The following is a 24,092-nucleotide window of genomic DNA, read 5'->3' as shown; positions in this document are numbered from 1 at the left end:
GGGTTTAAGAAGCGTTATTGTTGTGTTTTGCGTGACTTCCTGACTTTGAGCCAGGGGATCACGATTTTTTTCGAGGTACGTAAGGTATCGAAAGTGACGCCGAACAGGATGATCAGGCCGATGACCAGCGGCTGCCAGTAGGCACTGACGTTCAGCACGTTCATCAGATTCGATATTGAGGCAATAAGCATGGCGCCAATCATCGCGCCGATAAGGCTGCCAGTGCCGCCAAACAGACTGACGCCACCTACCACCGCACCCGCTATTGAGAAGAACAGTTCGTCACCACGGCCCGCCGTCGGATAGCCTGTCATCAGACGCGATCCATAAATCAGGCCGCCGCATGCCGCACAAAGCCCGGAAATTGCATACACCAACAGGGTGATGCGTGGAATGCTGATCCCCGATAAGCGTGCAGCATCTGCGTTACCGCCTACCGCATAGATGTGAGTCCCGGTGATGGTGCGGCGCAGGAAGATGACACCAATAACAATGGCCAGCAGCAGCGCTATGACAGGGAACGGAATACCCAGCGGTTTTGACTGACCGATGAGGCTGTAACCAATTTGCGTCACGCGTATCGATTCGGCGCCGGTGATAATTTGTGGTATGGATGCCGCAACCCCCATCATCGCAAAAGTGACAATGAATGGCGGCACGCCGGTGCGTTCGATTATCAGACCATTTACCAGCCCACTCAGCGCACCCACCGCCAAAACGATGGGTACGGCAAGCTGCCACGGAATGCCAAATTTCTCCATCAGCAAAGCTGCAACCACGCAGGTCATCGCCACGATGGAGCCGCAGGAGAGGTCGATACCCCCGGTCAGCAGGACAAAGGATTGTCCCAGGCAAAGGAAGCCGATGACCGCGCCGTTCAGAAGCAACACCATCATGTTCGAAACAGTCAGGAAGTTAGGCGTGGCGATAAACCCGCCCAGCATGACCAGTAAGAAAACAACGGCGATACCCGCTTCTGCAGGGACTTTGAGCGGCTGCTTAGGCGGTTTGATTTTTGCAGGGGTAGTTATTGAACTCATTGCAGCTCTCCTGATAATGCATTGGCATAGGTAACGTAAGCGTCCAGGACATGGCGCGCATCTTGTTGTGGCTCGGCCACTTTCTCAAGCGGCACACTCCAGCGATCGGCCATTTCAATATTTGTGCATCCCAGCACGGCAGCAGCAGCCTGAATGGCTGCACCCGCGGCTGCCGTTTCACCCACCGGAGAAATCCAAACGGGCTTGCCCGTCAGGTCAGCCAGAATCTGACGATAGGCTCGTGACTTTGCGCCGCCGCCGGTGACAACAATGCGACCGTCGTCAGTGAAGCCATGTTGTTTCAGTACCAGACCGCCCGCCAGAAGGCCGCACAGTACGCCTTCCACGGTGGCGCGAGCCATATCCTGCATCGTTGTGGTGGTACGTAATCCGCGCATGTGTCCCGTGGCGTCAGGAAGGTTGGGGGTGCGCTCGCCGTCCAGCCACGGAACAAGCTGAAGACCGTTGGCGCCGGGTGGCGAACTCAGCGCGAGCTCGTCGAATTCGTCAGGGGTAACGCGCAGCATTTTGCGAAATGTATCGGTGACTTTGGCGGAGTTCAATGTAGTAATCATGGGGATAAAGCGATCGGCCGCATCGGCATAACCGTTGATGGTGCCGGTGCTGTCGGTAATCCCTTTCCTGGTGATGCCATATAACGTACCGCTGGTCCCGATAGAGATACCGGTATCACCGGTTTTCAGGTTCATACCCAGTGCGGCAGACATGTTATCGCCGGTCCCGACACCCACGATTGCACCCGCCAGTTCCTCCAGCTCAGGCATCAACTTCACCACGCCTGCAGGTTGATGCGACGGGATGATAGTGGGCCAGCGGGAAATCCAGTCAATTTGACTGTTAACCACCGCTGCCAGCTGTGGTTCCCAGCTATTGGTGAAGGGGTTGAAGTAACCCGTACCGGATGCCCCGCCGCGCTCGCACACAAAGCTACCGCTCAGACGGTAAACCAGATAATCAAACGGCAGCATGATGCGGTGGGCTTTTTCCAGCAGCCCCGGATAATTTTGTTCTGTCCAGGCCAGTTTAGAAATGGTCATTGCTGGCCCCGGAACGGAGCCCGTCAGGCGTGCCCATTCTTCCGGAGCAATCTTCTCGCACAATTCACGCGCTTGCGGTGCAGACTCCGTGTCATTCCACAGCTTCGCAGGACGCAGCGGGCGATCGTGATTATCAAGCATGACGAGGCCGTGCCCCTGGCCACCGACAGCCAGACCTGCAATACGTGGCCACCATTGTTTTAATTCAGTGAGCGCGGAGACTAATGCATCCCACCAGGCTTGCGGATCCTGCTCACTACACGGCGGTGTGGTCGGTGGATGCAACTTACGAGCCTGTGCGATCACCTTGCCATTTTCAAGACTACGCAGCATGACGGTACAAGACTGGGTGGAGGAATCTATACCCGCAACAAGGTCCTGTTTCATTGAACTACCTCTGAACTATCGTTAAGAAATGACAGAGCTGAAAGCGATAACTGAATGACAAGCAAACTGGGTTATGGTTTTAGATACTCAGTTTTGTGCTCATATGATCAGTTTTGTTTGCTCGTTTGTAAGATATAAACAATACCCACCGTAATAAATTCGTCAATTGTCGTGTTAAGGGAACGTTACGTAGCTCTCACTTTTAGTTTCACCTGGCAGCTCTGATGGTTTGTTCGTTTGAACAGTGAAATAACCTTGATTTTTTGCGGTCAGGTAGAAATTAGCTCTGAGCTTGATCTTCTGTATGGAGTTTAAGATTGTTTATTTTGGCAAGGGCAATTATTTGAAGGGGTTTTATTTGCAAATAATCAAGTGAGATGAACGTGCTGGGGATGTGATACAGAAAGCTCATAATAAATGGTCTCAATGTTTAAGAGACGGTTAATAAAAGCAATTCCCCGCATACATTGGCAGTATGCCATGGTTTATCCGAAATCAAACGGCACTATGATAATAACCTCAGGGGGGATTGTTGAGTTAAATGAACTTTTCGCCTCAACCAGATCTTGTTTCCACATTTCTGATGTTACCGAGATATCCTGCGGCAAAAAATGCGTGGTGAGAATGCCTATCTGGCTATGAGAAATGACTGTGGACCGATCATTTCTATGGCTGTTTATGCAAATTAAAACAGGGTCCATTAGCTGAACCCTTTTTCAAAATTACCAATTAGTCACATCCTAAGGTTCATACCATCTGCTACTGGCGGCCCCTGACATAGGGTGGCACGAATTCCTCTCTGCATCTGTCCAAATAATCTGACCACCATTGCATCATCGCTTTACGGGCATCGAGATATTCTGCTTTATGGATGTAAGCCGCTCGAACGCTGTTACGCTCCTGGTGACTCATCTGCCGTTCAACCGCATCCTGCGCCCATAGGCCAGACTCCATCAGGGCACTACATGCCATTGCCCGAAATCCGTGGCCGCAGATTTCATCTTTTGTGTCATAGCCCATCAGGCGTAGCGCCTTATTGACCGTGTTTTCGCACATCGGTTTATACGGATTATGATCGCCGGGGAATATAAGTTCCTGATGTCCGGATATTTCCCGTATCTGTTTCAGAATAGCAATAGACTGACAGGAGAGTGGAACGATATGTGGAGTACGCATTTTTGCACCACGGCCAGAGTAGCGGACGCCGGGGATGGACTCGCGAGTGGCAGGAATGGTCCAGATTCTATTTTTGAAATCGATCTCAAACCAACGGGCGAAACGCAGTTCGCTGGAACGGATGAATAGGTGAAGGGTGAGTGAGACAGCCTGGCGGGTTAACTCTCGTCCTTGCTTGTAGTCCTCAATGCGTGCCAACAGTTCCGGTAGTCGCTCCAACTGAAGGGCGGGGTAATGACGTTTAACTGGCGGGGCGATGATACCCTCCAGATTTGCCGCGGGATTGTGCTCTATCAACTCCTGATGCACAGCATGACGCATTATGTTGCACATATGCTGCCGGGTACGTGCTGCGACTTCCAGCAGACCTTTTTTCTCAATGCTTTTCAGCAGGTCGATAAAGTGACGAGGTTTCAGTTCAGCTACCGGCAAGTGTCCAATCACAGGGAATATATGATTGTTCATGCTGGCAAGCAGGCGGGATGCGTGGTTCTCAGACCATGTTCGGTTGCTGTTATGCCACTCCAGTGCCACATGTTTGAAGGTTTTTTCTGGTGTGGAAGTGGTTCTTTCAGCAGAGCGCTGTTGTGCTGGATTGATATTTTGCGCGAGGAGTTTACGGATACCATCACGCTGTTGACGAGCATTAGCTAAAGACACGTCAGGGTAGGCGCCTAAGCCAAGGCGAGATTCTTTTCTATTGATACGATATTTGAGATACCAGAGACGTGAACCGCCTGGATTAACCAACAGGTACAGACCATGGGAATCGGAAATTTTGAAGGGTTTAGCGGATGGTTTTAAGTTGCGGATTTTTGTGTCGTTAAGAGACATTTGGGGGTCACTCCGTCATCGAACCAACATGACCCCAAATCTGACCACCAAATTCTCCCGATGCGGAGAGAAAACTAAAAATACATCGGGAAGATTTTTCGCGCTAACTTATTGAATCTAAATCACATAAGGATTCGCAAAGAGGCATGAAAACAAGAATTTGGCTCCTCTGACTGGACTCGAACCAGTGACATACGGATTAACAGTCCGCCGTTCTACCGACTGAACTACAGAGGAATCGTGTGAACGGGGCGCATATTATCGACCTGCGTTCGGCTTGTCAAAGGGTGGATTAACGCCTTTTGATCGTTTGCTGACAAAATCGGCAAAGTGATGTTTTTGACAGCGGAATGCACCGCTTTGGTGCGGAAATACCTCTAATGGGGCAGATCATAAACTGCTGTTTCAGTAATAAAACCACACCCCATGATTAGGTTTCCTTATTTTCAGGCGCTTAGCGACCAATTCAGACTGTATGGTAAAAGTGGCATTCATATTGCAAAACCTGTTCAACAACGACAGCCGGTTCCGGCAAAGCATTTCGAACAGGGGGCAAAATGAACTTAAGACGACTGAAATACTTCGTAAAAATCGTCGATATCGGCAGCCTGACTCAAGCGGCAGAAGTGCTGCACATCGCGCAGCCCGCGCTGAGCCAGCAGGTGGCTACTCTGGAAGGCGAGATGGATCAGCAGTTGCTGATCCGCACCAAACGCGGCGTCACGCCAACGGAAGCAGGCAAGATCCTTTATACCCATGCGCGCACCATCCTTCGCCAGTGTGAACAGGCGCAGCTGGCAGTGAATAACGTGGGCCAGACCCTGAGCGGACACGTGTCTATTGGCCTGGCGCCGGGAACGGCCGCGTCCTCTATTACCATGCCGCTGCTGCAGGCCGTCCGCGCTGAGCTGCCTGAGGTGCTGGTGTACCTGCACGAAAACAGCGGTTCCGTCCTGAATGACAAGCTGCTGAACGGCCAGCTGGACATGGCGGTGCTTTATGATCGCTCTCCGGTCGCCGGGATCACCAGCCAGCCGTTGCTGAAGGAAGATCTCTATCTCGTGGGCACCCGCGAATGTCCGGGCCAGAGCGTAGACCTCACCGCCGTGGCAGAGATGAACCTCTATCTGCCGCGCGACTACAGCGCCGTGCGCGTGCGCGTGGACGAAGCGTTTTCCCTGCGCCGCCTGACGGCCAAAATCATCGGTGAAATTGACTCGATCTCCACGCTGACCGCGGCCATTGCCAGCGGAATGGGCGTCACCGTACTGCCCGAATCCGCCGCGCGTTCGCTGTGCAGCGCGGCGAACGGCTGGATGGCGCGCATCACCACGCCGTCAATGAGCCTCCCGCTGTCGCTGAACATGTCCGCGCGCGGTTCTCTGTCGCCGCAGGCGCAGGCGGTAAAAGAGATTTTGATGTCGCTGGTCAGCAAGCCGTCGCTTGAAAACCGTGAACTCCAGCTCGTGAGCTGATATTCCATAAAAGCATAAGATGCTGGTTTTTATTATTTGTTCTGCAGCGCAGCTGACTCTAACAATAGAGCTATGTCAGATGTGCCGGAGTGAATCGTGAATTTCCAGCAGCTTAAAATTATCCGTGAGGCGGCCAGGCGGGACTACAACCTGACCGAGGTCGCCAATATGCTTTATACCTCCCAGTCCGGCGTCAGCCGCCATATCCGTGAGCTGGAGGAGGAACTGGGCATAGAGATCTTTATCCGCCGCGGCAAGCGGCTGCTCGGCATGACTGAGCCGGGCAAAGCGTTATTGACCATTGCTGAGCGTATCCTTAACGAGGCCAGCAACGTGCGTCGTCTGGCGGATCTCTTCACCAATGACGCCTCGGGCGTACTCACAATCGCCACCACCCACACCCAGGCGCGCTACAGCCTGCCGCCGGTGATTAAAGCCTTCCGCGAACTTTTCCCCGACGTCCGTCTGGAGCTCATCCAGGGCACGCCGCAGGAAATTGAAGTGCTGCTGCAAAACGGCGGGGCGGATATCGGCATTGCCAGCGAACGCCTGAGCAACGACCCGCTGCTGGTGGCCTTCCCCTGGTTCCGCTGGTACCACAGCTTATTGCTTCCGGTCGATCATCCGCTGAATCAGGTCTCTCCCCTGACGCTGGAAGACGTTGCGAAATGGCCGCTGATCACATACCGCCAGGGGATCACCGGACGTTCGCGCATAGACGAGGCCTTCAACCGTAAAGGACTAACGCCGGACGTGGTGCTGAGTGCGCAGGATTCTGATGTCATCAAAACCTACGTCGAGCTGGGTTTGGGCATTGGCCTGGTGGCGGAACAGTCCAGCGGCGAACGCGAAGACGGGAACCTGGTGCGTTTGGATACGCGTCACCTGTTTGATGCCAATACCGTATGGCTAGGTCTGAAGCGCGGGCAGCTGCAGCGCAACTATGTGTGGCGTTTTATTGAGCTCTGCAACGCCGGGCTGTCGGTGGATGAGATCAAACGCCAGGTGATGGAGCCGGAAGAAGTGGCGATTGATTATCAGATTTAGCTGCTGGCTTGCCCGGTAGCGCTGCGCTGACCGAATCAGGGGGCAGGGATGTCGTCACTTATTGTAAGTGGTGGGGACATGTTGCTGCATCAATTCAACGATCCATTCAATAAAAACGCGCAGCCTCGCGTTGACATGGCGGTTCGACGGAAATGCCAGATACAGGGGCATTGGAGCAATACGCCATTGTTCAAATAGCGGAATCAAGTCACCACGAGCCTGATGTGCTGCCGCCATATAGACTGGCAGCGCAATCACGCCTAATCCCGCTAGCCCAGCTTCGAGGTAGGCATTGCCATCATCTACTGCCAGCACATAGCTGGCCATGATTTCAATACGTTCACTCTCGCGGTGCAGTACCAGAGGGTCAATCTTACCGGTGCGTGAGGACAAGAATCCCACGATGCGATGGTCCGTGTTTTCCAGCTCTCGCGGATGCGCAGGGGCACCGAGGCGTTCCACATAACCCGGTGCGACGTAAACACCGATTGGCAAATCGCCGACATGGCGCGCGATCAGGGACTGGTCGCTGATTTCACCGCCCCGCAGGACGCAATCCACGTTGTCGCCGATCAGATCCACCACCCGGTCGCTCACGCCCATATCGAACTGGATATCAGGATAGCGCGCGTGAAAAGCCGGTAGCGCGGGCACCAGCACGAATCGGGCGAGAGGCGTGGGCACATCCACCCGTAGCCGTCCCCGGGGCGTCATCGCCGAACTGGAGAGGCTGTTTTCAGCATCTTCCATGTCCGCCAGCAGGCGGATGACGCGCTCGTAGTAGACCGCGCCATCAGGCGTGACGCCGAGCCTGCGGGTAGTGCGATGGAGCAGCTTGACGCGCAGGCGCGCCTCCAGCTGCTGAATCAGCTGAGTCACCGTGGTTTTGCTCATATGGAGCGTTTGGGCAGCCTTTGTGAAGCTGCCTGCCTCCACCACGCGAGCAAAGGCGCGCATCGCATCAAAACGATCCATCCATCATCCTCTCACTTCACCGATTGTTTGGATATTACAAACAATGATGGACAAAGTCGCCTGTTTATCCCTCCGCTTTAGCACCTTAGAGTGTCTCTATGTTCACCGGGCAGATTTCGCCCCATTACAAAGGTACAAGCATGACAACACGCGAAGCCGTTTTTCCCTTCGGACGCCAGGCGCTCTATGAGCGCAATCGGTATTCACCCGCCATCAAATCTAACGGCTTCCTGTTTGTTTCGGGACAGGTGGGTAGCCGGGAGGATGGTTCGCCTGAAGAGGATCTAAAAGCGCAGATCCGGCTGGCATTCGATAACCTTAATGCTGTTCTCACGGCTGCGGGCTGCACGTTCGATGACGTGGTTGACGTTACCCTTTTTGTTGTCGATCCCGAATCAAACCTCGACGCTATCTGGAGTATCCTGCCAGAATACTGGGGGGACGCGCCTTACCCGACGTTGACCGGGATCGGCGTGACGTGGCTGTACGGATTCAAGTTTGAGATTAAGGTGATTGCAAGGCTGCCCTAGGGTTATGGGTCTTTCCGCCGGTCGAAGAAAAGACAGAGGAAAACTGATGAAAGCAGCGGTTTATGACGTGGAAGGCGCTCCCGGCGTCCTGAAATATGTCGATGTCCCGGATCCGGTCGCCGGGCCTGACGACGTCCTGATTTCTGTCGAGGCTATCTCGATTGAAGGGGGAGACCTGATCAACCGGCGCTCAACTCCGCCGCCTCTTCCTTCATGGATCGTCGGGTACGCGGCCGCGGGGACAGTTGTTGCCGTCGGATCGAAAGTCCGTAGCCGCAGGGTGGGAGACAGAGTGACTGCTTTTAGCATGCAGGGATCGCATGCGGAACGTTGGGCTGTGCCTGCGGAACGCACCTGGCTTATCCCGGAAGGGGTGGATGCAGCAGACGCGGCGGTGGTACCGATCTCTTTTGGAACCGCACATCATTGCCTGTTCACACGAGGCATGCTCCGGCACGGAGAAACCGTCCTGATTCAGGCAGCAGCTGGGGGCGTGGGGCTCGCGGCCGTTCAGCTTGCCTCACATGCTGGCGCGAGGGTCATCGCCGCGGCAAGCGGAACGCAGCGAAGAAGCCGGTTGCTTGAATTGGGTGCCGATCATGTCGTGGATCGTGTAGAGCATGACGTCGTGGACAGTGTCCGAGAGTATACCCATGGCGCCGGGATTGACCTCGTCATCGATCCGGTAGGGACGACGTTGCCAGCTTCGCTTGCTGCACTCGCTCCGGAAGGACGTCTCGTCTTCGTCGGTAATGCGGGCGGCGGCGACCTGACTGTCGACCTGTGGCCGCCGATGCAGTCTAACCAGACACTCATGGGAGTATTCATGGGGCCTCTTTTTGAAAGGCCTGAGGTTCGGGCAAGCGTGGACGAGATGTTGCAGGCTATAGCAGCAGGGCGCATCCGGGTTGTTATTGACCGCATTTTCCCCTTGGCAGACGCCGCCGCGGCCCACGAATACGCCGAGACAGCGAAACCGCTTGGCCGCATCGTTATGAAGCCTTGAGAGAGGGGGGCCTCAACCTGGCCCCGATACAGCTCCGATCCGGAAGCCGCCTCGCATTCCGTTTATCCGATCCGCCATAATCCTTTGAACTGCAAAATCTATGGATGTTATATTAAAATATAATATTCGGAGGTGCTCTATGTATACAACTCGTCTTAAAAAGGTCGGCGGATCCATCATGCTGGCGGTTCCTCCCGCCGTGCTGAAAACGCTGGAGCTATCTACGGACAGCGAAGTCGGCATGACCATTAATAATGGCTGCCTGATTATCGAACCTCAGAAACGGCCTCATTATTCGCTTGAGGAGCTGCTGGCGCAGTGCGATCCGCACGCTGAAATGAGCGAAGAGGATCGGGAATGGATTGATGCGCCTGCGGTGGGCAAGGAGATCCTGTAAATGGAAAGAGGGGAAATCTGGCTTGTTTCACTGGACCCGATTGCTGGCCACGAGCAAAGTGGAAAACGTCCGGTACTCATCGTATCGAAGGCATCGTTTAACAAGCTGACCCGGCTACCGGTAGTGGTTCCCGTTACCAGCGCCGGAAACTTTGCACGTACAGCAGGTTTCACCGTTTCACTGGAAGGGGCGGGGACAAAAACAATGGGCGTTATTCGCTGCGACCAGCCCAGAACTATTGATATGGCTGCCCGGAACGGCATGCGGCTGGAACGCATACCTGACGCTGTGGTAAATGAAGTGCTTGCCAGGCTGGATGCGATTCTGAGTTAACATCAGATACGCAGAAAAGCAAAAAGCCTGCTTCAAAAGCAGGCTTTTCAAATTTGGCTCCTCTGACTGGACTCGAACCAGTGACATACGGATTAACAGTCCGCCGTTCTACCGACTGAACTACAGAGGAATCGTGTGAACGAGGCGCATAGTAACGACCTCAGTACGCCTTGTCAAAGGGTGAAAACGCGCTTTTTGTTCGTTTGCCGACAATTTCAGCAAATCGCTGATTTTATGGCAAATTTGCGTTCAAATTGCACAATAAAAAGCGCCGCCCGCAGGCGGCGCGCAGGATCAGAACAGTACGGAGTAGTTCAGACCAAACGTACGACCGCGGCCTTTATAGGTATACAGGCCCGGTGCACCGTAGGTTGGGCTATACAGCCCCGGCGCGCGCTGGCCCCAGGCGGTGGTGTAGTCTTTGTCCAGCAGGTTTTCCACGCTGAAGCTGACCTTACCCACCGGCAGGGCGTAGCTGCCCAGGAAGTCGACCGTGTTATAGCCATCAATCTTCTTGCCGTCGGCGTCAGACACGTCAAAGGTCTGCGTGCTCTGCACGCGCAGGGTCCAGTCGCCCGGCGCCCAGTTCACCCATGCGCTGGCTTTTGACGGGCTGGCGCTGTCGACCGTCAGCTTCTCCCATTTCCCGTTTTCGCGGGTTTCAGACTTGATGGCGTTAAAGTTCGCGCCGGTGCTCCAGTCGCTGTCGGTGAAGAAATAGTCCACCTGGCCTTCAATCCCGTAGATACGACGCTTGTCGTCTTCGAGGTTGATGGTCATATCCGTCTTGTTGATGGTAATGGTTTTATCCGAGAGCGAGTAATACGCCGCGACCTGCGTGCGCAGGTTGTCGCCGGTGTAGCGCCAGCCCAGCTCGTAGGCGTTGACCTTAATGCCGTCCAGCGTTGAGTCGTTGACGTTTACGCTGTTCAGCAGGCGATAGTGGCCGTTGCTGAGCTGGTAAGTGCCGGAGCCGTAGTACTTCGCCAGGTCAGGGATTTCAAAGCCCTGAGAGAAGTTAAACCACAGCTGCTGCTGTTCGGTCAGACGACCAAGGATCCCGGCGTTGAACAGGAAGTTGTTGTAATCGGTTTTCCCGCCCGGCACCGCGTCGGCGGAGGTGGCTTTTCCGGTGGCGATGGCCTGCTGCTGGGTGTAGCCAACAAAGTCATCCACCTTGTTTTCGGTGTACTGATAACGCACGCCGCCGCTCAGGGTGATGGCGTCAATGTCGTAGCTCGCCTGCAGGAACGGGGCGAGGTTGGTGATGCTGTAGCCCGGGTAGCGGCCCACGTTGTAGGCGTTGTCCAGCTCCATGCCGCCGCTTGCTGCGGCTTTGCTCAGGTTAAAGAACTGCTGGTTGGCATCGAAGGTTTCGTGGTCGGCATCCACACCCCAGGTCAGCGTCAGATCGTCCACCGGCTTGCTGTTCAGCGTCAGCTTGCCGCCGTAAAAATCGGTTTTCTGCTGCGACGCGCCGATGCTGGTTACCACGCCTTTGGTCAGAGTCGGGAACGGGTAATAGGTCAGGCTCTCGTCACGATAGTAAATCTGCGCGACCAGGTCCTGGCCCCAGAAGTCGGTATTGGAGTACTGCAGGTTAATCAGATGGCGCTCGGTTCCCGGCACGCGGTCAGAGTCGAGATTATCCTTGTTGTACGCGGTGGCATCGCCCGTTACAGCCGAGAAGTTCTTCCCGAGGTACAGCCCGTGCTTGCCGTCGGATTCGCTTTTGTAGTACTGCGTCGTCAGCTGCAGCTGCTGGTGATCGTCAATGTTGATGGTGCCCGTGCCCATCACATCAATACGATCGGAATACTGGAGGCCGGTCTGGGTGTTATCGATAATCACCTCGTCGCCGTTGCCGTCATACCAGCCGCCGTAGCGCTGATAAGAGACCGACAGACGGCCGGACGCGTTGTCATTGCCGCCGCTTACGGCTGCCGATACGTTCTCATCGTGGTCGTTGTGGCTGTTAAAGCCGGTTTTTGCCCCGGTCTGGAACTCAACTTCGGTCTCCGGCTGGCCCTTTTTGGTGACGATGTTCACCAGGCCGCCGGTGCTGCCGCCGCCGTACAGTGACGTGGCGCCTGAGATGACTTCGATGCGGTCAATGTTGAACGGGTCGATAGAGTCCAGCTGGCGGCTGTCGCTGCGGGACGAGTTCAGGCGCACGCCATCCACCATCACCATCATGGAGCGGCCACGCAGGTTCATGCCGTAGTTGGTACGCCCCTGGCTGCTGACGTCCATACCCGGGATCAGCTGCGCCAACACCTCTTTAATCTCTTTTCCGCCCTGAACCTGCTGCTCGATCTCAGACCGCTCAATGACCCAGGTGGTCTGCGCCATCTCGGCAACGCTGCGGTGCGCGCGGCTGGCAGAGACCACGATATTTTCTTCCTTTTGTTCTTCCGCCCACGCAGAGGTAGAAAGCATTGCAAGCAAGCAAGGATTTAAAACCCAAAGATGAGAACGTTTCATTGTTATGTTGATCCTGATTGTGTGTGTCAGTACTCAGTGGTTTTTGCTAACGATTTAAAAACCTGGCTGCTCTCCGGGCTGGTGGTGCTCCGCCAGTGGATAACGCCGGGGGTGGTGGCCAGCTCAAACGGCTCGTCGGCGTGCGCGCGATTAAGAATTCGCGCCGCACGCCAGGCCATCAGGCTGAGCTGGGGTTCGGCAATGCCGAGACGATGCATCCCGGCATTCACGGCAAACAGGCGATTGCTCTGCGGACCGTCCCATTCGAGAGTGAAATCATTGTTAATGCAGAAAGCTTCGTCCGCATCCAGATGCAGCCGGTGAGACAGCGGCGCGAGGAACGCGGGCTGCACGGCGCGGTAGCCGGTGGCGAAAATCACCACGTCGCTCTCCAGCTGCTCGTGACCGCCGTCGAGGTGATGCTGAATGCTCAGGCGATGTCCGGTTTCCTGGCGCGTCAGGGCCGTCACCGAGCGGGACGGCATCAGGTGCGCCCAGGGTTTTTCGCGCAGCACTTCGAAGCGGTGGTACATGGCGCGGTAAATCGCCAGCAGTGACTCGGTGGTGATGCCGTCGGAGGTCATCTTCTGCTCGTGCAGCATCTGACGACGGGCCTCTTCGCTGAGCGTGGAGAAGCTGTCCACATACTCCGGCGTGAAATACTCGTTGGCAAAGGCGGCTTCATCCAGCGCGTTGTAGTTATTGCGGCGCGATACCCAGTTCAGGCTCAGCGGCTGGCCCCACTCCCCACGGAAGATATTCAGGAACAGGTCGGCCCCGCTCTGGCCGCCGCCGACGACGGTAACGCGCTTACCCGCGAGATCCGGCGTGCGCAGCATCATCTCGCTGGCGTGGAAGCAGGTATCGTCCTGCACCGTGACGCAGTCAGGCAGGTTAATCTGTTTGCCAATCCCCACGCAGACGTGGCGCGCGAGGAAGCGGTCGCGCTGGGTCACGACCTCAAACAGACCGCGTTGCTCATCAAAGCTCACCTGCTGAACCTGCTGGCTGAAGGCGAGGTTGGTGAGGTTATCCGCCGCCCAGCACAGGTAGTCCGCAAACTCTTCGCGGGAAACCGTGCGCTGCTCGGTGGTCAGGAAGCGGTAGAACTTTTTGCGCTGCACCAGGTAGTTCAGGAAGCTGTGGCGGTTGGTCGGCTCCACGGCGCTGACCAGATCCTTCAGGAAGCTGGTCTGCATGTGGCAGTCCGGCACCATCATGCCCGGGTGCCACGAGAAGTGCGGTTTGCGCTCAAGAAACAGCGAGCTAAAGCCATCCAGCCCTTCTGCGAGGGCGGCGACGCTGAGGTTAAACGGGCCAATACCAATGCCGATGAAATCATAGGTTTTCATTGCGCGGACTCCCGGGAGGCCAGAAAAAGAGGGTTATCAAGATCGGTGACGTAGTTCGGCAGCATGCGGCTGCCGCCGTCGTGTTCGGAGAAGGTCAGTTTGACCGGGTTGAGGATCACGCGAATAATCTGCGGCTTAAACAGGTCGAATTTCGCGAAGCGCTCCGCAAGCTCCGGGTGCGCGGCCATATAGCGGTGCAGCACCCCGGCGAGGATCTGATAGAAACGGTTTTCGCTTACGCCGCATTGCAGGGTGAGGCGTGAAATAAAGCGCAGCACCGTCACAAAGTTGCCGGTCTGCAGGTCGTGGATGATGTAATCCGCGCTCAGGCGCGCCGTCACCGCTTTTACCTGCTCCGGCAGGCTCTGTGCCTGCGGGAAATCCTCGTCCACCAGGCGCATATCGCCCTGGAAATCCTTCAGCAGGATGCGCTGCACAACGTAGTCCTTCATCACCAGCGTCACGTTCTGGCCGTGGGCGATCAGCGCCACGCCGTAACGGCAAAGCAGGTGGTAGAACGGGATCAGCGTCGCTTCGAACAGTTTTTCCAGCCACGCTTCAGCGGTTAATCCCGAGCGCTTGATCCACGCGTCGATTAGCGGACGCCCTGCGTTGTCGGTTTCCATCAGCGCCGCCATCAGCACCGCCTGTTCGCCATCCTGAAGATAACAGGACGGGTTCTCCCGCCAGATTACCCCCAGCATCTCCTGATAGCGGTATGGCGCTTTCGGCAGGGCCGCATAGCCAGGATGCGACAGATATCCGGCGGCGGGTTCGCCAAGCACCTGCGCGCCAGAGCGGGCAAGCGTGGCGTCGGCGGCGAACTGTTGCTGCAGCCAGCGCGAGGCCAGCGGCCCGGCGGCAATGTACTTGCCCGGAATGCCGCGATAGCAGGAGGTGTTGTAGATAGTCAGCGGCAGCTTGATGTCATACGGCGCGCGACGGCTGGCGTTGGTGAGCGTGCGCAGGGACTGCTGCGCCAGGTACTCATCGCCAAACTCGCCCAGCGCCACCATCTCACCGCGCGCCAGCTGCGCCAGGAAATGAATGGCAATTTTTTGCTGCCACTGCCATGGGTGCAACGGCACGGGCAGCCAGCTGTCGTTCAGATCCAGCGCCTGCCAGCGGGCATCAAACCGGGCGCGCTCGGCATCGTCCATGGTGCTGGCCAGCAGAGTGTGGATGTCGCAATCGGCGTCACTGCTCCAGACCAGATGCTCGCGCTGGACGGCGACCCAGTGCAGGCGGAAGCGCCCGCGGTATTCCGGCGCATACTGACGCAGCGCGTCCAGACCCCAGCCGCGGCGTCCTTTGTTGAAAATAAACTTCGGGTGGCCGCTCATCAGACACTGTAATTCGTCCGGGTCGAGGTGGATCAGCGCGTCCGCGTCCAGCGCTTCACGCGCCTGCAGCAACTGCATGTCCCCGCGCAGGGTGGCGTAGAGATCTTCCATGTGCTCGGCCGTTTGCGCGTCGCTCATCTCCAGTACCGTCGCCAGCTGCAGCAGCGCGCTTTCCGCTTCCACGGCGCCGCCGCTGGCGGTGGTCAGCGTGTCCGGGTCGATATGCAGCCAGCCCCAGATCCCGCGCGTGGCGCGAAACTGCCAGGACTCGTTGCCCATGGCGATGCGCCAGCCGTCCGCCGACACCGGCTCAGCGCGCAGGGTGCGTTCGTATTCCAGCTCGGCGAGGATCTTCGCCACCATCTCGCGGTTCACTTTCTGCCAGAGCGCGTTCACAGTTCCACCTCGCTGAAGAAGCGGTGACGCTGGCTCATGATGAGGCGCGAGCGCTTGTGCGGGAAGTCGAACTCTTTCATCGTCTCAAAACCGGCGGAGGCCAGATGGCGGAACAGGCGCTGGTTGTCGAAACGCGGCTCGGCCACGATGCGCGCGGTGCGTGGCTCATCGAGATACAGATAGTGGCTCAGGCCGCGCAGCCAGCTGCGGATATACTGCGCGCCGCGCCAGTTCTCTTCGCCCACCAGCATGTGCAGCCCACGGTCAAACGGCTGCCAGCGGTAGTGGCGGCCAATCCGATCCTCTGCCGCCCAGTAGAGTTCAAAATAGCCGAACGGCTGGTCGTCGAAGCAGCCGATAACCGGGTAGCAGTAGGTCGAGTCAAGCTGACGGCGCAGGTAGTTTTCCTGCTCGGCCTGCGGGCCCGCCATCTCCCAGAAGGCGTTCACGCGCGGGTTATTCATCCATTGCGTGAATCGTTCGCCGTCCAGCGCCACGTCGGCAACGCGGAAGCTGAGGGTGCGCTTAATCTGCGGATCGTAACGGCGATAGACCTCACCCTGCGGGCGGTGAGGGCGCAGCGGGAAGTACAGCTGACGGCTCTCATCAAACTGCATACCGCCGCTTGCCTGCGGACGCTCGCCTTTCAGCCACAGCGGCAGCTGCCAGAAGGTTTCACGCGCCAGATAATCCCCGTGGGCCTGGCGAAACAGTGCCTGCGCCTGGGGCTCATCCTGCCAGGCCGCCCACGGCAGGGTAATGCCGGTCAGGGCGGGCGCGGCAATAAATAGCTGATCGAGGGCGTCCACCAGCCAGCCGTCCGGGATCCCGGTCAGGCGCTCAAGGACCGCGCTGCCGTCGAGACCCAGCGTCAGCGGCAGGTTTTGTTCCGTGGCCGTGCAGCGAAAGCCGTAGCCGGAATGGACGATATTCGCGTTCGCCATCACGCCTTCTCCTTGTAAAACGGGTTGCTAAAGTCGAAATAGATCACCGCCGGGTCGACGATGGTGTTTTCGTTGCGATCGTGCAGGTAGCAGAAGAAGTTGCCTTTGCAGTTCCAGGTTGGGCTGTCAAGCACGTAGTCGAGGCAGCGGGTCTGCTTCGCCGTCGCGCGCAGTTCGGCCAGCGCGTCACGCACGCGGGACATCAGGTGCTCTTCGCTGTCGAAACCAGCGGCGGCGAGGGCGGCGGTGACGGCAAGGGTGGAGTTCAGCAGCAGGTAATACGGGAAGTAGCGCAGCAGCTGGCTCTCACCGAAGCGGTTTTCCACGTCTGTTTCGCCCGCCTCTTTCAGCCACGCGTCGGCCCCTTCGGTCCAGGCGCTGCCCTGACAGTCACGGTAAATAAGTCCGACAGGGAAATCCTGCTGCATCTCCACGAGGATATTTTGCTGGTGCGCCAGCAGCACCAGACCGTAGTCCGCCTCGGCGCTGAACAGCGGAAGCAACACGCGGTCGCAGTAGGCGTCCAGCCAGCAGCGGGCAGCCTGAGCGAGGGGTAAATCCAGACGCTGGCTCAGACGGCGCACCGCCGCGGCCAGCAGGCTGTCGCCGCCGTCCGGCGCGGCCTGGGTCAGGCTCACCAGCACGTTGGTCTGGGTTTCAGGCGTGTCAAACAGCAGGTTAACGCGCAGGGCCATCAGGCTCTCTTCCTGAATAGTGCCGCTTTCATCGCGCAGCCCCGCCCAGCCGTCTTCCTGCATCACGCGCATGGTCGGGTAGCGCGCCTGTAAATCTTGCCAGCGTTGCGTTTTCGCCAGCCGTGCCAGGCGCATGCCGCGCTTAACCTCTTTTACCGACAGCGTGCGCACGGAGTTGGTCAGGCGCACGCTGAGGGAGAACTTAATCATGTCGCTGTTGGTTTCGCTGTACAGAGAGCGCGACGAGCTGGTGGGCAGCCACTGTGCGCCCGCTTCACCCAGGTCCTGCAAGGAACCGTTTGTCGCCAGACGCTGGCACCAGTCCTGCTCCAGCAGATAGTCGGCCTGCCACGGATGCATCGGCAGCAGCCAGCGGGTATCGGTGAAGTGGCCGAGCAGCTCGGGCGCGCTCTGGGCGGCGAAGCGCAGCAGACGCTCGCGCAGGGAGACGTTCAGGCTGTCGCCGGCAACGAGCGTGCTCTCAACGGCAAACCAGCGCAGCGGGAAGCGGGAGCCGAAATCAGGCAGATACCGGCGCGCCTCGGTTTCGTTGAACGGTTCGTGGGATTTTGGCGCAGGATGAAACGCGTGGCCCACCAGCAGCGCCTGTTCCGCTTCGGCAAACGTCAGCGGCCTGTCGCGCAGCGTTCCCCAGCCGTGGCGCAGATCGATCGCCTGCCAGGTGTGCGCGTGGCTTTCGAGCGCGCGCTGTTTAAAACGCGCCAGCGTATCGGCATCCAGCGAGCCTTTTACAGAGGGCTTTTCAAGAATTAAATCAACCAGTTGAGAGAAAGTGACGGCGTCACCGCTGTCGCTATCGCTCTGGATAAGCGTTGCCGGAAAACGGTACTGATGATGCTGGGTTGGGGAGAAATAGCGCACCGGAACCCGAAGGGCCTGGGTGGGAGAAAGCGGAATATGAATGTGCGCCAGCTCATCCGCTGCGGAAGCGGGGAGATAGCGCCAGTCCTTCGTCTCGCGCACCAGGGCGTTTAAAAAACACTGGGCTGCAACGTCTGTACCGGCAGAGCGGGGCAGAGCACGCATAGATGTACCTCATTCCATGACTGATAATAATTCTCGTTATGATATTCATTCTGTTTACAGTGGCAACTATTTTTGCAATATTTGTTTTCATAAACTTCATAATTTCCACACATTTATTGACACTATGTTCACATTCTCATGCGCGCTGACTCTGAAACGTTGACCGAAAACATCACCTCCAAAGCAAACTGGCCCCTGGCGCTATGCGCGGGCTTGCTGGGTATCGGGCAAAACGGTTTGCTGGTCATGCTTCCGCAGCTGGTGACCCTGACCGGACTTTCACTCTCTGTCTGGGCCGGGCTGTTAATGTTCGGCTCTATGCTTTTTTTACCCGCTTCCCCCTGGTGGGGACGCCAGAGCGAGCGCCGCGGTTGTAAGGTCGTGATGGTGGCCTCCCTCAGCGGCTATCTCGCCAGCTTTGGCGTCATGGCGCTGGTGGTCTGGGCGATGGCCGCCGGGTTGCTGGAAAGCCCCTGGGGGCTGGCGGGGCTGATCCTCTCGCGTCTGCTTTACGGTTTAACGGTGTCGGGCATGGTGCCTGCCGCACAGACGTGGGCCATTCAGCGTTCGGGCCTGGAGAAACGCATGGCGGCGCTGGCCACCATCAGCTCCGGCCTCAGCTGCGGTCGCCTGCTGGGACCCCCCCTGGCGGCGCTGATGCTCAGCGTTAACCCGGTGTCACCGCTCTGGCTGATGGCGATCGCGCCGTTAATCGCCCTGCTGCTGGTGCTGCGCGAGGTGGCTGATCCGCCGCTGCCGCCGGTGGCTCACCAGGCGACCCGTCTGCAGATTTCCATGCTGCCGTTCCTGCTGCTGGCGATGCTGCTGGCGGCGCTGGTGAGCCTGATGCAGCTCGGCCTGTCTCCGCACCTCAGCCCCTTGCTGGACGGCAACGCGCGGGATATCAGCCATCATGTCGCGCTCCTGCTGAGCCTGGCCGCGCTGGCAACGCTCGCGGCGCAGTTTCTGGTGGTCCGCCCGCAGCATTTCAGCCCGCTGACCCTGCTTTGCATGGCGGCGGTGCTGATGGTGGCAGGGCTTGCGCTAATGTGCATCGCCGGGCTGGCGCTGTTCTACGTGGGGATTGCTATCACTTCGCTCGGCGCAGCGATGGCCACGCCTGGGTACCAGCTGCTGCTGAACGATCGCCTGACGACGGGGAAAGGAGCGGGCGCTATCGCGACCAGCCACACGTTAGGCTACGGCGTCAGCGCGCTGCTGGTGCCCGTTGTGACGCGCTTTTTTGGCGAACAGTATTTAACGATGGCCGCCTGGGGAATGGCGTTGCTGTTTTTAGCGCTGAGCATCGGGGTACGGTTTATTGAACGTACCCCAGTCGAAAAGCATTAATGCACGTGGCGGGGGCCATCTGTGCCCTCATTTTGCCGCAGGCGCTGGAGCGGATCCTGCTGATAAAACTGGCAGAAACGCTGCCACAGCGCCGGGAAGCGGGGGGCGAAAAGCTCGGGTGCGCTGAAGAAGTACTCTGACAGCACCGCAAAGCACTCGGCAGGGTCGGTTGCCGCGTAGGCATCAATGCTGGCCGCGCTTTCGCCTACCAGGTCTATCTCATCCTGGATGTTATCCATCGCCGCGTGCAGGTCGTGCTCCCACCCCGCGACTTCACGAAGCGGAATAAAAGGCACGCCGCTGGCGCGATCGCCGTTGCGGGTATCGAGCTTATGCGCCACCTCGTGAATAATCAGATTAAAGCCGGAGGCGTCGAACGAGTCCTGAATGTCGAGCCAGTTCAGGATAATTGGCCCTTGCTGCCAGCTCTGACCGGACTGCACCACCCGCTGGTTGTGCACCAGCCCGATATCATCCTCCCACTCGTCATCAACGACGAACGGCGCGGGGTAGATCAGTACTTCGTGGAAACCGTCCAGCCACTCAATACCGAGCTCCAGCACCGGCAGGCAGAAAAGCAGGGCGATGCGGGCGTTTTTCAGCGGATCCAGCTCGAACCCCTGCAGTGGCACAAGGCGTTTTTGCTGCAAAAAACGATCCGCCATCTGAACCAGCTTCGACTGTTCATCCGGCTTAAGATTTGCCAGAACAGGGATCGCCAGCGCGTCATCCCACGGCAGCGCCATATCCCGGCCAGCCTCATTCGTTTTCCAGGGCCACTTAATCATCGCTTTGCTCGCAAACTCGTTACTTGAACAAAAATGGGAAAGTCAGGTTCAGTTAAGATGCCAGAAAATTGCGCACTGCTACACTTCCAGCCTGAATAAACTATCATTTCGTACGTAGCGGTGGGTAGCGCTTTGCAGGCATCACCTTCATTTTGTGACCTCCGTCGTAGCCTTAATTCGCAGGCTAAGTGGATAAACCCGTGCGGTATTGAAAAGATGAGCGGTTTCAAAGGTAACAAGCAGGCGCTGCCCAATACAAAGGAAGATGAACGGCAGGCGATTGCTGACCAGGCCGGGCGCATTCAACTCAATCTCAACGATCTCTGACCTATTACAACACCGCGCCGGTTGCGGCAGGTCAATAAGACGCTATTATTTTTGACTTTGTTGCCTCTTCCCTGACAGGACATCCAGACGCTATGCCCGTGAATTTTGACCTTAACGATCTTTATGCCTTCAGGGCGTTAGTGGAATACGGTAACTTCCGTGTCGCCGCTGAATCTATCTGCTTATCCCAGTCGGCGCTGAGCCGCAGGATCGAAAAGCTGGAAGCCGCGCTGGGAACAAAGCTGTTTGACCGAACCACCCGTCGCGTCGCCCTGACGCTATATGGGCAAAACTTTGCTGAACGCTCAGCGCAGCTGCTTGACAACGTGGAGTCAATGCTGGCGGATGTCGATAAGGCCAGTGAAGAGCGGACGGGGCTGATTACGGTCGCCGCGGTACCTTCCGCCGCCTGTTACTTTATGCCTGATGTGATCCGTCGCTTTCAGTCTCGCTTTCCACGCGTTCGCATTAAGCTCATCGACAGCAGCGCGGGGAATGTTATTGACGCCGTGGCCCGAAGCCAGGCGGATTTTGGCATCTGCTTTGCGGGAAACTTACCGTCTGAAATTGAATTTTTCCCGCTGGTGGAGGATGTCTACGTTGCGGCATGCAGAAAGGATCACCCGCTGGCGCAGAAGAGCCACCTGACGTGGGAGGCGTTTTTCCAGCAGGACTATATCTCCCTCGATAAAACGTCGGGTAACCGCAACCTGCTCGATCGGATGCTGGGGGATATCATTCCCGAGCGCCCCAGCGTCTGCGAAACGCGCCACGTCACCACGATGCTCGGCATGGTAGAGGCGGGCATCGGCATTGCCGCCGTTCCCGCCATGTCGATGCCGACGTCGGAGCACACGCCGCTGACGCATCTGCCGCTGGTGGCGCCGGAGGTGAAACGCGCCGTGGGGCTTATCCGGCGCCGTGGGCGCATTCAGTCTTATATTGCGGCTGAACTGGAAAAAGAGATCACCGAGCGGTATCGCCGGACGTAACGGGGATCATCCCCGTCTCACGGATGGCCGCCCCTGAGGGCGGTGAGGCGAGATAGCTCAGTAGCGCTTTCCCCTCCACGGGATGTTCAGCGTGACGGGTGACCGCGCCGGCGAAGCGCGTGATGTACTGCAGATTATCCGGGATTTTACCGATAAAGGTGACGCCTTCAACCGGCAGCAGCTCGCTCACCTGCTGGAAGCCCACGGCGTATTTTCCTTTCGCCACTTCTGAGGCGACCGGAATACGTTCGACCATTGTTGCTTTAGCCGCAGCCTCCTTTTCAATCCCCAGTTTCCTGAACAGCGTCTGGCTGACATACCTGCCGCTGGCGCTGTCTGAGTAAGCGATGGAGTTGGCCTGCAGCAGAGTTTTACGCAGCGTCGCCTCGCTGCTGATATCAGGAATATCCGCACCTTTTTTCACCACCATGCCAACGGGAGAGTCGGCGAGTTCAGTTCGCGAACCTGGCCTGGTCTGGCCGGCTTTTTCGAGCTTCGCCAGCGCATCACCCACCATAATCACCACGTCGGCCTTCTCGCCGCGCGCGAGCCGGTTTGGGATCGCCTGCGGCGTATTGCCCATTGAGGGACCGGGAATAATCACAATGGTATCGCCAGTCTTGCGCTCATATTCCGGTGCGAGCTTTTCAAGGGCGGCTTTGAAACCGCCTGAAATCATCACTTTCACCTCCTGGGCGCAGGCATTGGCGCTCATGAACATCAGCACCAGCGCGCTGGCGGTATAGCGAGAAGTGCGTGTCATGCGGCCCCCTGCGACTTAACGGTGTTTTGCACTGAAACCGCGCGACGACGGTAGAGGTAGAGGGTGGCCAGCAGGGCACACACCGCGGCGAAGCTCATCCAGTAGCCCGGCGAAGCTTTGTCACCGGTGTATTCAATCAGCGCGGTTGACATCACCGGGGTAAAGCCGCCAAAGACCGCCGTTGCCAGGCTGTAAGCCAGAGAGAACCCTGCCACGCGGACTTCAGCAGGCATAATTTCCGTCAGCGCCGGGATCATCGCCCCGTTATACAGCCCGTAAAGGAAGGAGAGCCACAGCAGCACGCTCAGCATCATCGAGAAGCTCGGCGCGTCAGCCAGCAGCGTCAGGGCTGGATAGCTGGTCGCCAGCGCCAGCAGGGTCATGGCAATCAGCACCGGCTTACGCCCGAAGCGGTCCGACAGCGCGCCGCCCACCGGCAGCCAGATAAAGTTAGAGATCGCCACCAGCAGCGTGACCAGCAGGCTGTCAGAGGCGCTCAGCATCAGCACTTTTTTGCCGAAGGTTGGCGCGTAGACGGTGATCAGGTAGAACGCGGTTGTGGTCATCGCCACCATCAGCATGCCCGCGACCACCACCTGCCAGTTGCCAAGCAGCGTTTTAAAGACCTGACGCATCTCCAGATGATGGCGGCGCGCGCTGAACTCTTCCGTCTCCTCCAGCTTGCGGCGCAGGAAAAAGATAAACGGCACGATTAAACAGCCGAACAGGAACGGGATGCGCCAGCCCCATTCACGAATGGCGCTCTCCTCCATCAGGGCGTTCAGGGCAAAGCCCATCGCCGCGGCGACCATAATGGCAACCTGCTGGCTACCGGACTGCCAGCTGGTGTAAAAACCTTTGCGGCCCGGCGTGGCGATTTCCGCGAGATAGACCGAAACGCCTCCAAGCTCCGCCCCGGCAGAAAAACCCTGCAGCAGGCGGCCCGTCAGGACAAGCAGCGGTGCCCAAAGCCCGATGCTTTGATAGGACGGGATCAGCACGATCAGGAAGGTGCCTGCCGCCATAATGGAAAGCGTCACGATCAGCCCTTTGCGGCGGCCAACCTTGTCAATATAGGCCCCCAGCACGATGGCTCCGATTGGACGCATCAAAAAGCCCGCGCCGAAGACCGCGAAGGTCATCATCAGCGATGCAAATTCACTGCTCGCCGGGAAGAAGGTGTGGGCGATGTAGGTGGCGTAGAAGCCGAAAAGAAAGAAATCAAATTGCTCAAGAAAGTTGCCGGACGTCACGCGAAGTATCGCGCCCGCCTTAGAGCGTACGGTTGCAGGTGAGGTTGAGGAAAACATGGTTATCTCCAGTTTATTGTTGACGTTTTACGCGTCTGTTTCT

The 24,092-nt window shown here is 57.5% G+C and carries 20 protein-coding genes and 2 tRNA genes; 8 read left to right on the top strand and 14 right to left on the bottom strand.

Translation table 11 applies throughout. From position 1 onward, the window contains the following. Positions 1–14: 14 nt before the first annotated feature. The 4 genes from AC4ICF_RS14665 to AC4ICF_RS14650 all read right to left on the bottom strand — a co-directional run bounded on the left by AC4ICF_RS14665 (position 15) and on the right by AC4ICF_RS14650 (position 4,732). Positions 15–1,040, bottom strand: a complete 1,026-nt coding sequence (locus AC4ICF_RS14665; protein WP_032693575.1) for an ABC transporter permease — start codon at positions 1,038–1,040, stop codon at positions 15–17. Then, the gene (gene xylB / locus AC4ICF_RS14660; protein WP_072351807.1) at positions 1,037–2,485 is read right to left on the bottom strand and encodes a xylulokinase; all 1,449 of its coding nucleotides are present in this window, start codon (positions 2,483–2,485) and stop codon (positions 1,037–1,039) included. Before xylB ends, AC4ICF_RS14665 begins: the two co-directional genes overlap by 4 nt. 759 nt (positions 2,486–3,244) lie before the next feature. Further along, positions 3,245–4,495: a tyrosine-type recombinase/integrase gene (locus tag AC4ICF_RS14655; RefSeq protein WP_491466097.1), complete on the bottom strand. Its 1,251-nt coding sequence runs from the start codon at positions 4,493–4,495 to the stop codon at positions 3,245–3,247. Positions 4,496–4,656: 161 nt separating this feature from the next. Then, positions 4,657–4,732, bottom strand: a tRNA-Asn gene (locus tag AC4ICF_RS14650). A gap of 320 nt (positions 4,733–5,052) precedes the next feature. Here AC4ICF_RS14650 and nac point away from each other — a divergent pair. Both nac and cbl read left to right on the top strand, forming a co-directional pair. Next, positions 5,053–5,970, top strand: coding sequence for a nitrogen assimilation transcriptional regulator NAC (gene nac, locus AC4ICF_RS14645; RefSeq protein ID WP_316379448.1), 918 nt, complete (start codon positions 5,053–5,055; stop codon positions 5,968–5,970). A gap of 96 nt (positions 5,971–6,066) precedes the next feature. Next, positions 6,067–7,017 (top strand): HTH-type transcriptional regulator Cbl, encoded by a 951-nt coding sequence (cbl, locus tag AC4ICF_RS14640; protein WP_023336219.1) that lies wholly within the window; start codon positions 6,067–6,069, stop codon positions 7,015–7,017. 54 nt (positions 7,018–7,071) lie between these two features. Here the strand turns inward: cbl and AC4ICF_RS14635 are convergent, their stop codons facing one another. Continuing rightward, entirely contained in the window at positions 7,072–7,992 is a 921-nt protein-coding gene (locus AC4ICF_RS14635; protein ID WP_491466096.1) for a LysR family transcriptional regulator, read from the bottom strand. A gap of 140 nt (positions 7,993–8,132) precedes the next feature. Here AC4ICF_RS14635 and AC4ICF_RS14630 point away from each other — a divergent pair, with 140 nt between their 5' ends. From AC4ICF_RS14630 to AC4ICF_RS14615, 4 genes are all read left to right on the top strand, one after another. Continuing rightward, a complete protein-coding gene (locus tag AC4ICF_RS14630; RefSeq protein ID WP_192984793.1) occupies positions 8,133–8,522 on the top strand; it encodes a RidA family protein in 390 nt (129 codons plus the stop codon). 46 nt (positions 8,523–8,568) lie between these two features. Further along, on the top strand, positions 8,569–9,528 hold the full coding sequence (locus AC4ICF_RS14625) for a quinone oxidoreductase family protein (RefSeq protein WP_316379450.1): 960 nt from the start codon (positions 8,569–8,571) through the stop codon (positions 9,526–9,528). A gap of 139 nt (positions 9,529–9,667) precedes the next feature. After that, positions 9,668–9,925, top strand: a complete 258-nt coding sequence (locus AC4ICF_RS14620; protein ID WP_004852307.1) for an AbrB/MazE/SpoVT family DNA-binding domain-containing protein — start codon at positions 9,668–9,670, stop codon at positions 9,923–9,925. After that, a complete protein-coding gene (locus AC4ICF_RS14615; protein ID WP_192984796.1) occupies positions 9,926–10,258 on the top strand; it encodes a type II toxin-antitoxin system PemK/MazF family toxin in 333 nt (110 codons plus the stop codon). Between the two features lie 54 nt (positions 10,259–10,312). On the opposite strand, the gene AC4ICF_RS14610 is transcribed toward AC4ICF_RS14615, so the two are convergent. The 6 genes from AC4ICF_RS14610 to AC4ICF_RS14585 form a co-directional block, all read right to left on the bottom strand. Beyond that, positions 10,313–10,388, bottom strand: a tRNA-Asn gene (locus tag AC4ICF_RS14610). A gap of 164 nt (positions 10,389–10,552) precedes the next feature. Then, on the bottom strand, positions 10,553–12,742 hold the full coding sequence (locus AC4ICF_RS14605; protein ID WP_116338914.1) for a TonB-dependent siderophore receptor: 2,190 nt from the start codon (positions 12,740–12,742) through the stop codon (positions 10,553–10,555). A 26-nt stretch (positions 12,743–12,768) separates the two neighbouring features. After that, on the bottom strand, positions 12,769–14,094 hold the full coding sequence (locus tag AC4ICF_RS14600; protein ID WP_163329816.1) for a lysine N(6)-hydroxylase/L-ornithine N(5)-oxygenase family protein: 1,326 nt from the start codon (positions 14,092–14,094) through the stop codon (positions 12,769–12,771). Next, positions 14,091–15,833 (bottom strand): aerobactin synthase IucC, encoded by a 1,743-nt coding sequence (iucC, locus tag AC4ICF_RS14595; RefSeq protein WP_316379456.1) that lies wholly within the window; start codon positions 15,831–15,833, stop codon positions 14,091–14,093. The genes AC4ICF_RS14600 and iucC overlap by 4 nt, the downstream gene beginning before the upstream one ends. Beyond that, positions 15,830–16,777 carry a GNAT family N-acetyltransferase gene (locus tag AC4ICF_RS14590; protein ID WP_166711637.1) on the bottom strand — a complete coding sequence of 316 codons (948 nt, stop codon included), beginning with the start codon at positions 16,775–16,777 and terminating at the stop codon, positions 15,830–15,832. Before AC4ICF_RS14590 ends, iucC begins: the two co-directional genes overlap by 4 nt. Further along, positions 16,777–18,519 carry an IucA/IucC family protein gene (locus tag AC4ICF_RS14585; RefSeq protein WP_316379457.1) on the bottom strand — a complete coding sequence of 581 codons (1,743 nt, stop codon included), beginning with the start codon at positions 18,517–18,519 and terminating at the stop codon, positions 16,777–16,779. The genes AC4ICF_RS14590 and AC4ICF_RS14585 overlap by 1 nt, the downstream gene beginning before the upstream one ends. A 138-nt stretch (positions 18,520–18,657) precedes the next feature. On the opposite strand from AC4ICF_RS14585, the gene AC4ICF_RS14580 reads away from it, so the two are divergent. Then, a complete protein-coding gene (locus AC4ICF_RS14580) occupies positions 18,658–19,869 on the top strand; it encodes an MFS transporter (protein WP_439209825.1) in 1,212 nt (403 codons plus the stop codon). Here AC4ICF_RS14580 and mtfA read toward each other — a convergent pair. After that, positions 19,866–20,657 carry a DgsA anti-repressor MtfA gene (mtfA, locus tag AC4ICF_RS14575; protein WP_163329820.1) on the bottom strand — a complete coding sequence of 264 codons (792 nt, stop codon included), beginning with the start codon at positions 20,655–20,657 and terminating at the stop codon, positions 19,866–19,868. The genes AC4ICF_RS14580 and mtfA overlap by 4 nt on opposite strands. Before the next feature lie 419 nt (positions 20,658–21,076). On the opposite strand from mtfA, the gene psrA reads away from it, so the two are divergent. Next, positions 21,077–21,976: an L-proline-binding transcription factor PsrA gene (gene psrA, locus AC4ICF_RS14570; RefSeq protein WP_316379458.1), complete on the top strand. Its 900-nt coding sequence runs from the start codon at positions 21,077–21,079 to the stop codon at positions 21,974–21,976. Here psrA and AC4ICF_RS14565 read toward each other — a convergent pair. Together AC4ICF_RS14565 and AC4ICF_RS14560 are read right to left on the bottom strand one after the other, a co-directional pair. After that, positions 21,951–22,739: a substrate-binding domain-containing protein gene (locus tag AC4ICF_RS14565; RefSeq protein ID WP_316379459.1), complete on the bottom strand. Its 789-nt coding sequence runs from the start codon at positions 22,737–22,739 to the stop codon at positions 21,951–21,953. The two genes, psrA and AC4ICF_RS14565, sit on opposite strands and share 26 nt — an antisense overlap. Continuing rightward, positions 22,736–24,049 (bottom strand): MFS transporter, encoded by a 1,314-nt coding sequence (locus AC4ICF_RS14560; protein ID WP_116338931.1) that lies wholly within the window; start codon positions 24,047–24,049, stop codon positions 22,736–22,738. Before AC4ICF_RS14560 ends, AC4ICF_RS14565 begins: the two co-directional genes overlap by 4 nt. Between the last annotated feature and the right edge of the window lie 43 nt (positions 24,050–24,092).

The organism is Enterobacter sp. ECC_219_Taxon_10 (assembly GCF_058354905.1).
Note: the sequence above shows the minus strand (reverse complement) of the source record. Positions and strands in the feature narration are given on the sequence as shown.